Source organism: Caulobacter sp. Root1455 (assembly GCF_001426905.1).
GTDB lineage: Bacteria > Pseudomonadota > Alphaproteobacteria > Caulobacterales > Caulobacteraceae > Caulobacter.
This window is the reverse complement of record NZ_LMFQ01000020.1, coordinates 143784-155587: the sequence shown is the minus strand read 5'-3', so window position 1 is coordinate 155587 and position 11804 is coordinate 143784. Positions and strand designations below refer to the sequence as shown.

At 68.2% G+C, this 11804-nt stretch carries 10 protein-coding genes; 5 read left to right on the top strand and 5 right to left on the bottom strand.

What is annotated here, in order from left to right:
* Positions 1 to 140: 140 nt before the first annotated feature.
* The gene (locus tag ASD21_RS10190) at positions 141 to 863 is read right to left on the bottom strand and encodes a TetR/AcrR family transcriptional regulator (protein ID WP_056440262.1); all 723 of its coding nucleotides are present in this window, start codon (positions 861 to 863) and stop codon (positions 141 to 143) included.
* Between the two features lie 89 nt (positions 864 to 952).
* Positions 953 to 1510, bottom strand: a complete 558-nt coding sequence (locus tag ASD21_RS10185; RefSeq protein ID WP_056440260.1) for a DUF2306 domain-containing protein — start codon at positions 1508 to 1510, stop codon at positions 953 to 955.
* 87 nt (positions 1511 to 1597) lie between these two features.
* Between ASD21_RS10185 and ASD21_RS10180 the strand changes: the two genes are divergently transcribed.
* On the top strand, positions 1598 to 2401 hold the full coding sequence (locus tag ASD21_RS10180; protein WP_082554711.1) for a LytTR family DNA-binding domain-containing protein: 804 nt from the start codon (positions 1598 to 1600) through the stop codon (positions 2399 to 2401).
* Positions 2402 to 2469: 68 nt separating this feature from the next.
* Here ASD21_RS10180 and ASD21_RS10175 read toward each other — a convergent pair whose 3' ends face one another.
* Complete coding sequence (locus ASD21_RS10175) at positions 2470 to 4395, bottom strand: methyl-accepting chemotaxis protein (RefSeq protein WP_056440258.1); 1926 nt, start codon at positions 4393 to 4395, stop codon at positions 2470 to 2472.
* A gap of 295 nt (positions 4396 to 4690) precedes the next feature.
* A complete protein-coding gene (gene polA / locus ASD21_RS10170) occupies positions 4691 to 7597 on the bottom strand; it encodes a DNA polymerase I (RefSeq protein WP_156398343.1) in 2907 nt (968 codons plus the stop codon).
* 223 nt (positions 7598 to 7820) lie between these two features.
* On the opposite strand from polA, the gene ASD21_RS10165 reads away from it, so the two are divergent.
* Entirely contained in the window at positions 7821 to 9083 is a 1263-nt protein-coding gene (locus ASD21_RS10165; protein WP_162250230.1) for a TonB family protein, read from the top strand.
* Here the strand turns inward: ASD21_RS10165 and ASD21_RS10160 are convergent.
* Positions 9080 to 9880, bottom strand: a complete 801-nt coding sequence (locus tag ASD21_RS10160; RefSeq protein ID WP_056440252.1) for an isocitrate lyase/PEP mutase family protein — start codon at positions 9878 to 9880, stop codon at positions 9080 to 9082. The genes ASD21_RS10165 and ASD21_RS10160 overlap by 4 nt on opposite strands.
* Positions 9881 to 10163: 283 nt before the next feature.
* Here ASD21_RS10160 and ASD21_RS10155 point away from each other — a divergent pair, with 283 nt between their 5' ends.
* Genes ASD21_RS10155 through rplS form a run of 3 tightly spaced genes read left to right on the top strand, consistent with a single transcriptional unit; the run spans position 10164 to position 11537 of the window.
* Positions 10164 to 10358: a hypothetical protein gene (locus ASD21_RS10155; protein ID WP_056440250.1), complete on the top strand. Its 195-nt coding sequence runs from the start codon at positions 10164 to 10166 to the stop codon at positions 10356 to 10358.
* A gap of 47 nt (positions 10359 to 10405) precedes the next feature.
* Positions 10406 to 11143, top strand: a complete 738-nt coding sequence (gene trmD / locus ASD21_RS10150; protein ID WP_056440249.1) for a tRNA (guanosine(37)-N1)-methyltransferase TrmD — start codon at positions 10406 to 10408, stop codon at positions 11141 to 11143.
* A gap of 4 nt (positions 11144 to 11147) precedes the next feature.
* On the top strand, positions 11148 to 11537 hold the full coding sequence (gene rplS, locus ASD21_RS10145; protein ID WP_156390679.1) for a 50S ribosomal protein L19: 390 nt from the start codon (positions 11148 to 11150) through the stop codon (positions 11535 to 11537).
* Positions 11538 to 11804 lie beyond the last annotated feature (267 nt).

Below are 11804 nucleotides of genomic sequence, written 5' to 3'. Positions count from 1 at the left end.
CATTTCCCGGCCTCCGCGAATTCATTTGTCCGCGAATTGGATAACACTGTCACCCAGACCGGAGCTTTGCGCCAGCTTTTTTTCATCATCTGATGAAATCAAGACGCAAGGCTGTTCAAGCTTTTGGAAAGGTTGAGAAATCAGCCCTGCGGCGCGCGGGCGATCACCGCCTCGAAGCCGGCGGCGCAGTAGGCGAACAGCCGGGCCCGCACCGCGGGGAGGTCGCTGGAATGGCACAACCCCTCCGACAGGGAGTCGATGCGGCCGGTCTCCGACAGGGCCAGCATCATCGAGCCGGTCAGGAACTGGTAGCTCCAGTAGAGGTCGCGATATTCCGCGTCCGGACGCACCACCTTCAGGGTCTCGACCAGGCGGTGGACGACGGGGTCGAAGAACCGCGCCATGGTCTCGCCGCCCCAGGCCGGGGTGTTGTTCACCTGGGCCACCAGGGCGAAATAGCTCTTCCACCCTTGGCCGCCGTCCTGGGAGATGCGCAGCAGCGGCTCGATGAAGGCTTCGATCACCCCCTCGACGGTCATCGTCCCGGCGTGGCTCTTCTCGTAGGCGTCCATCGACAGGCCGCGGGCGGTGTTGAGGATCTCGGCCCGACGCAGGAACACCGAGTCGAACAGCTCGCGCTTGGCGCCGAAATAGTAGTGGATCAGGGCGGTGTCGACGCCGGCCTCGGCGGCGACCTGGCGGATGGTGACGCCGTGGAAGCCGTGGCGCGCGAACAGCCCCTCGGCGGCGTCGAGGATGGTCTCCTTCAGGTCCCGCCCGGTGGCCTTGGAGGGTCGGCCGCGTCCGGCCGGCTTGGCGGTAAGGGCCGCTTGGGCGCGAGGGGCTCGAACTTGCGACGTCATGCTCTGTGGTCCGCGCATTGCTTGACCGTTCGTAGGCCTCCTATCGCGGACCTGGCAAGCGCGGCGCGTCCCGGCCGCCCATTGGACCTCTAGCCGAACACGACCTGCCACATCAGCCGGCCCGGCAGGAAGGCGAAGGCGCCGGCGATCAGCAGGCCGCCGACGAACAGCCCGGTCATCGTCCGACCGTGCAGGCGGACCTTGTGCTTGCGGGCGGCGAACACGCCCATGGGCAGGGCGATCAGGGTCCAGCCCGCGAACAGGTGCAGGAAGCTGAAGCTTCCGGCGTTGGCGCGATGGATGAACAGCGACGAGATCGCCGCCGTCGCCATCGCCGTCACCCAGATCCAGCCGAGCGTGCGATGAACCGTATTGCCCTTCAGGCCCAGCATCAGGACGATCCCGATGGCCAGGGCCGTGGACACCGCCGCGACGTGAATCTTGATCTGGATCGGCGCGACCGCCAGCAGCCCGAAGTTTGGGGTGTGAAGTTGTCCCTTGAGATGCAGGAAGCCGGCCAGCATCGCGGCCGGCCCGTGACCTCGGGCCGCTCCCGCCGCCAGGATCAGGCCCACGGTGACGGCCAGGCCGACGACCACCATGCGCAGAAAGCGGGCCGGACCGATTGACAGGCTGGTGTCGGACATCTTGTTTCTCCCGAAGCGATCGCGCCGTGCTAGGGCGATCAAGGTCAGATCCGGCTTAGGATCGACGGCGGCAGGGGTCATCCGAAGGTGCGTGAGAAAGCGTCGGCAGTTCGTGAACGGCGGGCCGCCGCCAGTGGCGAAGCGCCAACGAACACGTCGGTCCCGGCCTTTCTGCAGATCTATGTCCGCCCGCTGGCCGTCGCCGTGGTCGCCGGCGCCTTCCTGGCGCTGATCGGCGCGCTGGGCACCCTCGACATGCCGCTGGGTCCGCGGCTGGCCTACTGGATCGGCCTGTCGGTCCTGGGCGCGGTGCTGGGCGCGACGACGGCCCAGATCGTCGGCCGCGTCTGGCCCGGCCTGGGCTCGACCTGGTGGCGGGCCCTGGTCATCGTGGCGGTGCTGACGCCGCTGTTCACGGCGCTGGTCTGGTTCGCCGGCGGCCACGCGCGCCTGACGCCGCGCGTGCTGGCGACCTATTTCGGCGTCACCCTGGTGATGACCAGCGGCATGACGGCCCTGATGACCCTGGCCACCCGTCGCCCGATCGAAACCCACGCCGCGCCGCCGGAGGCCCCGCCGCCGCGCTTCCTGGAGCGCCTGCCCCCGCGCCTGCGCGGCGGCGAGATCTACGCGGTCGAGGCCGAGGACCACTATCTGCGCCTGCACACCTCCAAGGGCCAGGACCTGATCCTGCTGCGGCTGTCGGACGCCGTGGCCGAGCTGGAGGGCATCGAGGGCGCCCAGACCCACCGCTCGTGGTGGGTGGCCAAGGCGGCGGTCCGCGACGCCAAACGCGGCGACGGCCGCGCCACCCTGACCCTGGCCAACGGCGTCGAGGCGCCGGTCAGCCGGGCCTATGCCCGGACGCTGCGCGAAGCGGGCTGGTACTGAGATAGGAAAAAGGCCCCCCGAGGGACATCGGGGAGCCTTCCGTCATCCGATCGTCGAGGGGACGCCGATCAGAATTCTTGCCACTCGTTGGCCTTGACCGCGGTCGCGGCGCCGCCCGACCTGCCGGGGCGTACGAAGGTCGCGGGCCGGGCGTGGGCCGAACGAGCGGCGGGCGGGCGCTTGGCCGGGGCCGCGGCGGACGCCTCGCCGACCTGGAAGCGGTCGACCAGGGCCGCCAGTTGGCTGGCCTCGTTCTTCAGCGAGTGGCTGGCCGCCGTCGCCTCCTCGACCATGGCGGCGTTCTGCTGCACCACCTGGTCCATCTGGTTGACGGCGTTGTTGACCTCCTGCAGGCCCGTCGACTGCTCGACGGCCGAGGCGGCGATCTCGGTGACCAGCTCGTCGATCGAGGCCACCTGGATGACGATGCGCTGCAGGGCGTCGCCAGTCTGGCCGACCAGGTCGACCCCGGCCCCGACCTGCTGGGTGGAGGTCGAGATCAGGGTCTTGATCTCCCGGGCCGCCTCGGCCGAGCGCTGGGCCAGGGCCCGGACCTCCTGGGCGACGACCGCGAAGCCGCGGCCGGCGTCACCGGCCCGGGCCGCCTCGACCCCGGCGTTCAGGGCCAGAAGGTTGGTCTGGAAGGCGATTTCGTCGATCACCCCGATGATCTGGCTGACCTGGGCCGAAGAGGTTTCGATCTCGGTCATGGCCTGAACGGCCTGGGCGACGATCCGCCCCGACCTCTCCGCGTCGGTGCGGGCGGTGGCGACCACGGTGGAGGCCTCCTTGGCGCCCGATGCGGTCTTACGCACCGTGGCCGTGATCTCGTCCAGCGCCGCGGCGGTCTCCTCCAGGCTGGCCGCCTGCTGTTCGGTGCGGCGCGCCAGGCTGTCGGAGGCGTCGGCGATTTCGTCGGAACCGCTGCGGACTCCGTTGGTGGAGACGATGATCGCCTCCATGGCTTCACGCAGCTTGACGACCGCCAGGTTGAAGTCCTCGCGCAGCTGGCGGTAGCGGCCGGTGAATTCGGCGTCGATGCTGCAGGTCAGGTCGCCCTGGGCCAGCCGCGCCAGGTTCGAGGCCAGCACGTCGACCACGGCGGTCTGCTCGGCGGCGACCAGGCGTCGCTCGTCGTCATTGGCGGCGCGCTCGCCTTCGGCCGCCAGGCGGGTCTCCTCGGCGGCGGCTTCCAGGCGGATCTTGGCCAGGGCGGCTTCCTTGAAGGTGACCACCGCGGCGGCCATCTGGCCGATCTCGTCCTTGCGGTCGGTCGCCGGAACGTCCACCCCGTTGTCGCCCGAGGCCAGGCGGCGCATGGCCGCCGTCATGGCCGACACCGGCGCGGCGATGAAGCCCGACAGCAGCAAGCCGCCGCCGAAGGCGATGGCGATGGCGATGGCGGTCCCGATCAGCAGAGTCAGGCGCGCTTCCAGCGACGACTTCTTCTGGGCGGCGGCTTCGGCGGCGACGACGGCTTCCGAGGTGTTGACGATCGCCTCGATGGCGTCCTCGACCACCGAGACCGCCTGGTCGGCGACGCCGTCATGCTTGACCAGGTCGACGGCCTGCTGATGGGTGGCCGGATCGCGGGCCAGGGTCTCGCCCGGCTCGATGGCCAGCTTGCGGTAGTTGGCGTAGCCGTCCTCGACGGCGGCGATCCGGGCCAGCTGAGCCTCGTCGCCGGCGGCCAGGGTCCGCAGTTGGTCGACGGCGGCCAGGAACTTGGGCTTGTGAGCCTCTTCCAGCCGCTTGACGTAGTACTCGTCGCCCGAGAGCAGGAAGCCTCGCAGCGAGTTTTCCTGGCGGGTCAGGCGGAAGGCGGCGGTGTCGGCGGCGCGCAGCGCCTGGTGCGCGCGCTCCGTGCGCTGGACCGAGCCTTCGTATTCCATCTGGTTGACGAAGAGCACCACGCCCATCACCGCGATGGTCGCAAGCATCACGGCGAAAACCGCCAGCAGCTTATGCGGAATTTTCAGGTCGCCGAACTTCATGGCCGCGCTCCAGATTGGACCGCGACGCAAACTTGATGGACCACGAATTTTTAAGCCGCAGCCAGAAGCAAGCGTCGCACGGTTAACCAGTGAAGGCGGCGAGGTTTCCGCGACATTAACCGTGCTGTGGCGCAACGTCGCACCTGCGGAATCTATTCCTCAATAATAACAACGTTCTGCGAGTAACACTCACCCAAGATTGCACAGAGTCGGGGATAGAGCGCCTTCTCTCGCGCGATCCAACCTCAAGTCGCGCATGTCGCCGGGACGAAAAATTTCGACCCAGCGAGACTCGTCAGTGGGCCTCGTCCCAGTTGGCGGCGGCTCGGGCCTCGACCGTCAACGGCACGGTGATGGCCACCGCCGGTTCGGCCGCGGTCTCCATGACCTGGCGGGCGACGGCGCAGGTGGCCTCGGCTTCGGCCTCGGGCGCCTCGAAAACCAGTTCGTCGTGCACCTGCAGCAGCATGCGCGACGACAGGCCGGCCGCCTTCAGCGCGCCCGGCATGCGGACCATGGCCCGGCGCATCACGTCGGCCGCCGCGCCCTGGATCGGGGCGTTGATCGCCGCCCGCTCGGCGAACTGCCGGTGGGCCACCGACTTGCCGCCGATGTCGGGGATGTTGATCTTCCGCCCGAAGATGGTGGTGACATAGCCGTGCTCGCGCACGAAGGCCTTGGTCGCCTCCATATAGGCCTGGATCCCCGGGAAGCGCTCGAAATAGGTCTTGATGTAAGCGCCCGCCTCGCCCTGCGGGATCGACAGCTGGTTGGCCAGACCAAACGCGCTGATGCCGTAGACGATGCCGAAATTGATCGCCTTGGCCCGGCGGCGCACCTCGCTGGGCATGCCCTCGATCGGCACGTTGAACATCTCCGACGCGGTCATGGCGTGGATGTCCAGCCCCTCCTGGAAGGCCTTCTTCAGCTGGGGGATGTCGCCGATGTGGGCCAGCAGGCGCAACTCGATCTGGCTGTAGTCGGCGCTGATCAACACCTTGCCCGGCGCGGCGATGAAGGCCTTGCGGATCTTGCGGCCTTCCTCGGTGCGGATCGGGATGTTCTGCAGGTTGGGGTCGGACGACGACAGCCGGCCCGTGGTGGTCGAGGCCAGGGCGTAGGAGGTGTGCACCCGGTTGCCGCCGCCCGGCGCGATCGCCGCGATCAGGTTTTCGGTATAGGTCCCCTTCAGCTTGGACAGCTGGCGCCAGTCGAGCAGCACGCGCGGCAGCTCGTGCTCCAGGGCCAGGGCCTCCAGCACGTCGCTGTCGGTCGACCACTGGCCGGTGGCGGTTTTCTTGCCGCCCTTCAGCGCCATCTCGCCGAACAGCACGTCGCCGATCTGCTTGGGGCTGCCCAGGTTGAACGGCCGGCCGACCAGTTCCTGCGCCCGGGCCTCGTACTGGACCATGCGCATCGAGAACTCGTTGGACAGCCGGCGCAGGGTCTCGGGATCGACGCGGATGCCGTCGTTCTCCATCGCCGCCAGCACGGCCGGCAGCGGGCGCTCCAGGGTCTCGTAGACCGTCAGCAGACCCTCGCGGGCCAGGCGCGGCTTGAGCACGTTGTAGAGCCGCAGGGTGACGTCGGCGTCCTCGGCGGCATAGGCGGTCGCCTCGTTCAGGCCCACGTGCTTGAAGCTGATCTGCGCCTTGCCGGTCCCGGCCACTTGCTTGAACGGAATGGGCTTGTGGCCCAGCCACAGCTCCGACAGCTCGTCCATGCCGTGGCCGTGCAGTCCGGCCTCCAGCACGTAGCTGATCAGCATGGTGTCCTCGATCGGACCCACATCGATCCCGTGACGGGCCAGGACGGCGATGTCGTACTTGGCGTTCTGGGCCACCTTCAGCACCGCCGGATCCTCCAGCAGCAGCTTCAGGGCGGCGATCGCCTCTTCCAGAGGAATCTGGACGAGGTCGGCGGCGGCCTCCAGGGCCAGGCCGTCCTTCTCGCAGTGGCCGACCGGGATGTAGCAGGCCTCGCCCGGCGCGATGGCCAGCGACACGCCGCACAGGCCGGCCGTGGCCGACGAGAGCGCGTCGGTCTCGGTGTCGAAAGCCACGATCCCCTTGGCCGTCGCCTTGGCGACCCAGGCGTTCAGGGTCTCGATGTCCTGGATGCGGACGTAGGAGGCGGTGTCGACGTTGGCCGGTTCGGCCACCGGATTGGCCGCCGCCCGGGCCGCGGCGCCCATGTAGGACACGCCGAGCACCGGCGCGGTCGGGGCGCTGGGCGGGCGATCGAGGGTGCGCGGCGCGGCGGCGGCGTTGCCGTCGCCGACCCGACGGGCCAGGGAGCGGAACTCCATCAGCTCCAGGAAGTCGGCCAGCACCTGCTTGTCCGGCTCGCGCACGACCAGGTCATCGATCGGCTCGGGCAGCGGGGTGTCGCAGTCCAGCTGGACCAGCTGGCGCGACAGGCGGATCTGGTCGGCGAATTCGATCAGGGTCTCGCGGCGCTTGGGCTGCTTGATCTCGCCGGCCCGGGCCAGCAGAGTGTCGAGGTCGCCGTATTCGTTGATCAGCTGAGCGGCGGTCTTGATACCGATGCCCGGGGCGCCGGGCACGTTGTCGACGCTGTCGCCGCACAGCGACTGCACGTCGACCACCCGCTCGGGATAGACGCCGAACTTCTCGAACACCTGCTCGCGGTCAATGCGCGCGCCCTTCATCGGGTCGAACATCGACACGCCCTCGCCGACCAGCTGCATCAGGTCCTTGTCGGACGAGACGATCACCGCCTCGCCGCCCAGGTCGCGGACCCTGCAGGCATAGGCGGCGATCAGGTCGTCGGCCTCGTAGCCGGGCAGCTCGATGGCCGGCACGCCGAAGGCGCGGGTCGCCTCGCGCACCAGCGGGAACTGCGGGATCAGGTCCTCGGGCGGCGGCGGGCGATGGGCCTTGTACTTGTCATAGAGATTGTTGCGGAACGTCTTTTCCGAATGGTCCCAGATCACCGCCAGGTGGGTGGGCGCGTCGCCCTGCATGTCGCGCATCAGCTTCCACAGCATGTTGCAGAAGCCCTGGACCGCGCCCACCGGCAGGCCGTCGCTCTTGCGGGTCAGCGGCGGCAGAGCGTGGTAGGCGCGGAACAGATAGGCCGAGCCGTCGACCAGGAACAGCCGCACGGCGGGGCCGTCCTGGGTCAGCGGACGGTCTGCTTCTGGCGGAGCGGCGGAATCGGGCGCGAGCGTGTCGGTCATGGTCGGGAAGATAGGCGGTCAGGAGCGAGGCGGGAACACCCGAGACGTACGTTGCCATACTGGCGCTCGCGACCGAGCCCCTTTAAACACGACCATGAGTTGGGAAGTCGCCTCGCGGGGTGCGTCGGAGCGCTGTGCGTTTGGGGGAATGATGCGGATTTGGATTCTGGCGGCGGTCGCGACGGCTGGAGCGAGCGGCGCGGCGATGGCCGAAGAGAGGGTCATGGCGCAGACGGCCCGCAAAGTGACCGACGCCGAACGCCAGGCGGCCTACCCCAAGGCCGCCTTCGACCAAAAGATTTCCGGCTCGGTCAGACTGGACTGCACGGCCGACGGGGAGGGCCGTGAGGTCGATTGCAAGGTCGCTGAGGAAGACCCCGTCGGCATGGGCTTCGGCGAGGCCGCCCTGACGCTGGTGACCAAGGAACGGGTCAAGACCCGCGACGCCATGGGCGTTTCGATCGTGGGCAAGCGGTTCGACAGCTGGTTCTCGTTCTTGGCGCCGGGCGATTCCAACGCCGATTGGGCGACCAAGCCCACGGCTTCGCAGCTGATGGGCGTCTATCCGGTCGCGGCGCGAAACAGGCCGCCGGCGAACGCCCGAGCCGAGATCAAGTGCAAGGTGAACGAAGAGGGCTTTCTGCGCGATTGTCAGGTCACTCTACAGTCGCCGGAGAACATGGGCTTCGGCGCCGCGGCCTTGGCGCTTTCGCCGCTGTTCCGCATGACGCCGAAGATCCGGGGCGGCAAGCCCGTGGAAGGCGAGGTCACCATCCCCGTCCACTGGGACGGCTTCGAAAACGCGCCCATGCCTAACGGCCCGGTGAACAGCCTAGTTCTGGATCCGCCGTGGACCAGCACTCCGACTAGCGCGCAGGTCCGCGCTGCCTGGCCCATCGAGGCCACGGGCGTCGCCAACGGTCAAGTGACGCTGCGTTGTGAACTGAACAGGACGGGCGGTCTGAAGTTCTGCCGGACCCTGTCCGAAATCCCGGCGGACAAGGGCTTCGGCAAGGCGGCGCGCTCCCTGGCGCCTGCCTTCGGGGTCGCCTTCGCCCCAGATCAGGTCAAGACCCTGAGCAGCTACACCGTCGATGTGCCCTTCCATTTCCGGGATCCGGCGGGTCCCGACACCCGCAAGATCACCAAGCCGAAATGGACTCGCACCATGACCGCCGAGGGCATGGCCCTGGCCTATCCCAAGGCGGCGCTGAAGGCCGGAGTCAGGACCGGCACGGGCGTGGTCGCCTGCGTCGTCGACATCCGGGGCGAGCTGACCGACTGCCAGGTTCGGCGCGAGGATCCTGTCGGCCTGGACTTCGGGGCGGCGGCCATGGAGGCGGCCAAGCTGATGGCGATGAACCCCTGGAGCAAGGAGGGCGAACCGCTGGACGGCCTGCCGATCGTGCTGCCGATCCGGTTCAACTGGCAGGACCCGCCCGCTGACGCGCCCTCAACCCCGCCCGCGCCCTCCGCCAAGCCTTAGCCGAACCGGTCGTTGAGGTCGGGCAGGTCCTTGCCCGAGGCCGCGAAACCGGTGGTGTCGCCGTCCTCCAGATAGGTCCGGGTCGCCGCCAGCATCGCGCCGTAGGCGGCGCGGAACGGGCCGGTGGCCGAGCTCAGGCGGCGCACGCCCAGCCGCGCCAGGCGGCTGGCCGAGGGCATGCCCGGGCGGCCCATGGCGTTGACCGGCAGGGCGATGCCGGCCGCCAGCTTCGACAGCAGGTCCTCCTCGACCGGCATCGGCACGAAGATGCCGCTGGCGCCGGCCTCGGCGTAGAGCGCCGCGCGGCGCAGAGTCTCGGCCAGGGCCGCCTCGCCCCCGGCCAGCCCCTTCAGATAGACGTCGGTGCGGGCGTTGATGAACAGGTTCACGCCCGCCTGGCCGGCGGCGGTTCGGGCGGTCTCGACCTTGCGGGCGTGAAGCGTCGGATCGCGGAGGCCGTCTTCCAGGTTGACGCCGACCGCCCCGGCCCCGACCACCGCCTTGATGGTCTCCGCCAGGGTCGGCAGGTCGTCGGTGTAGCCGCCCTCGATGTCGGCGGTCAGCGGAACCTTGATCACCCGGGCGATCCCGGCGACCACGTCGATCAGGACCGAGACCGGCAGGGCGTCGCCGTCGGCATAGCCCCGGCCCCAGGCCACGGCGGCGCTGGAGGTGGCGACCGCCCGGGCCCCGGCGTCCTCCATCAGTGCGGCGCTGGCCGCGTCCCAGGCGTTGGGCAGGACCAGCACGTCAGGACCGGCGTGCAGGGCGTGAAAGCGATCGGCGGTCGTGGTCATGACGGCGGCTCCCAGGGGATCAGGCGGCCGGATTATTGAGCAATCCAGCCCTAGTCGTCTCGCGGAAATCGGACCTTGATGACCCGCTGCTGACATCCGTTGGCGGCGGCTGCTCGCGAAGACGGCGTTCGGCGAAATGCGGCGAACGCGTCGTATTGCCGCCTTGGCGAGGTCGATTGCTTCACCTAGAGGCAGAGCGTCCGCCAGGGCTGAAAAACGGGAACCTCCTCCTCTCCCGGGCTTTGGTTTGGGCAACCAGAAAACAGCAGGATGTCCGTTTCCCATGGTTTCATGGAAGAAGATCCGTGTCGGTACGGCGCTCGTCGCCGCCACCCTGACCACCGCCGCCGTGCTGGCCGTGGCCCCCGTGCATCACGTCGCGCCGCCCGCGGACATGACCAGCGAGCCGGTCAAGCTGACCCCGCCGCTGATGCCCGCCGAGGCCGGCAAACCCCTGCCCAAAACCATCCTGACCTAGATTGCTCTAACTAGATTTTTGGCGGCTTTGGGCGCTATGGAGCGCCCATGCCGTTCACCGCCACCGTCCTGACCATGTTCCCCGAGGCCTTTCCCGGCCCGCTCGGCGTCTCGCTGATCGGCACGTCGTGGAAGGAGCAGGACCTGTGGCGATTGGAAACACTGGACATTCGGGGGTTTTCCAAGGATAAGCGCGGCTTCCTCGACGACACCCCCGCGGGTGGCGGCGTGGGAGCGGTGCTAAAAGCGGACGTCATCGCCGCCGCGCTCGACAGCGTGGAGGTCGGTGGGCGGCCGCTTTTGTACATGAGCGCCCGGGGTCGGCCCCTGACCCAGGCGCGCGTCAAGGAATGGGCCAAGGCTCCGGGCGTCATCGTCCTGTGCGGCCGTTTCGAGGGGGTGGACCAGCGGGTGCTCGACGCCCGGGGGTTCGAGGAAGTCTCGGTCGGAGACGCCGTTCTAGCCGGTGGCGAGGCGGCGGCGATGGTCGTGATCGAGGCGTGCGTTCGATTGGCTCCAGGGGTTCTGGGCAATTTCGAGAGCACGCAGGAAGAAAGCTTCGAGGACGGCCTCCTCGAGCATCCGCAGTACACGCGACCGCGGACGTTCGAAGGTTTGAATATCCCCGAGGTGCTGCTGTCGGGCGACCACAAGAAGGTGGCCCAGTGGCGGACCAGCATGCGTGAAGAAACCACCCGCGAGCGGCGTCCAGATCTCTGGGAAGCGCATCTCGCCAATCAACAGGCAAAAGGCGGCCCGAAAACGGGTAAGCCCAAAGGAGACTAGAGTTATGGCGATCAACATCATCAAGGAACTCGAGCGCGAAGAAGCCCAGCGTCTGCTGGCCGCCCGCGCCATCCCCGAGTTCGAGCCGGGCGACACCCTGCGCGTCAACGTCCGCATCAAGGAAGGCGAGCGCGAGCGCGTCCAGGCCTACGAGGGCGTCTGCATCGCCCGTTCGGGCGGCGGCGTGCACGAGAGCTTCACTGTCCGCAAGATCTCGTTCGGCGAAGGCGTGGAACGTCTGTTCCCGCTGCTCTCGCCGAGCATCGAAAGCATCGAAGTCAAGCGTCGCGGCGTCGTCCGTCGCGCCAAGCTGTACTACCTGCGCGACCGTCGCGGTAAGTCGGCCCGCATCGCCGAGCGTTCGAACGTCCGCAAGACCGAGGCCGCCGAATAGGGCTCGCTTCCAGCGAATTGAACGAGGCCCTGGCGGAAACGCCGGGGCCTTTTTCTTTGGGCGGTTTTTCGGCGAGCAGCCGGGGTTTGCATGGTCAAGCTTCAGTGCAACCGCACGAATATATTGACAAAACATCGTTCTTTGGTGTTTGGTGAATGCACCCCCACCGCTCTGCGACGGGCTTATAGACCGCCCCCTTGCAAGGGAGTGGCCCTCTTCAGAAACGGCGTCATGGCCACTGAAGGAAATTTGATATGAGGGCGCGCC

What these genes read in the sequence shown, in the direction of transcription:
- ASD21_RS10190 (WP_056440262.1), bottom strand. Translation starts at nt 863, where the DNA reads ATGACGTCGCAAGTTCGAGCCCCTCGCGCCCAAGCGGCCCTTACCGCC.
- ASD21_RS10185 (WP_056440260.1), bottom strand. Translation starts at nt 1,510, where the DNA reads ATGTCCGACACCAGCCTGTCAATCGGTCCGGCCCGCTTTCTGCGCATG.
- ASD21_RS10175 (WP_056440258.1), bottom strand. Translation starts at nt 4,395, where the DNA reads ATGAAGTTCGGCGACCTGAAAATTCCGCATAAGCTGCTGGCGGTTTTC.
- polA (WP_156398343.1), bottom strand. Translation starts at nt 7,597, where the DNA reads ATGACCGACACGCTCGCGCCCGATTCCGCCGCTCCGCCAGAAGCAGAC.
- ASD21_RS10165 (WP_162250230.1), top strand. Translation starts at nt 7,821, where the DNA reads ATGGCGCAGACGGCCCGCAAAGTGACCGACGCCGAACGCCAGGCGGCC.
- ASD21_RS10160 (WP_056440252.1), bottom strand. Translation starts at nt 9,880, where the DNA reads ATGACCACGACCGCCGATCGCTTTCACGCCCTGCACGCCGGTCCTGAC.
- ASD21_RS10155 (WP_056440250.1), top strand. Translation starts at nt 10,164, where the DNA reads ATGGTTTCATGGAAGAAGATCCGTGTCGGTACGGCGCTCGTCGCCGCC.
- trmD (WP_056440249.1), top strand. Translation starts at nt 10,406, where the DNA reads ATGCCGTTCACCGCCACCGTCCTGACCATGTTCCCCGAGGCCTTTCCC.
- rplS (WP_156390679.1), top strand. Translation starts at nt 11,148, where the DNA reads ATGGCGATCAACATCATCAAGGAACTCGAGCGCGAAGAAGCCCAGCGT.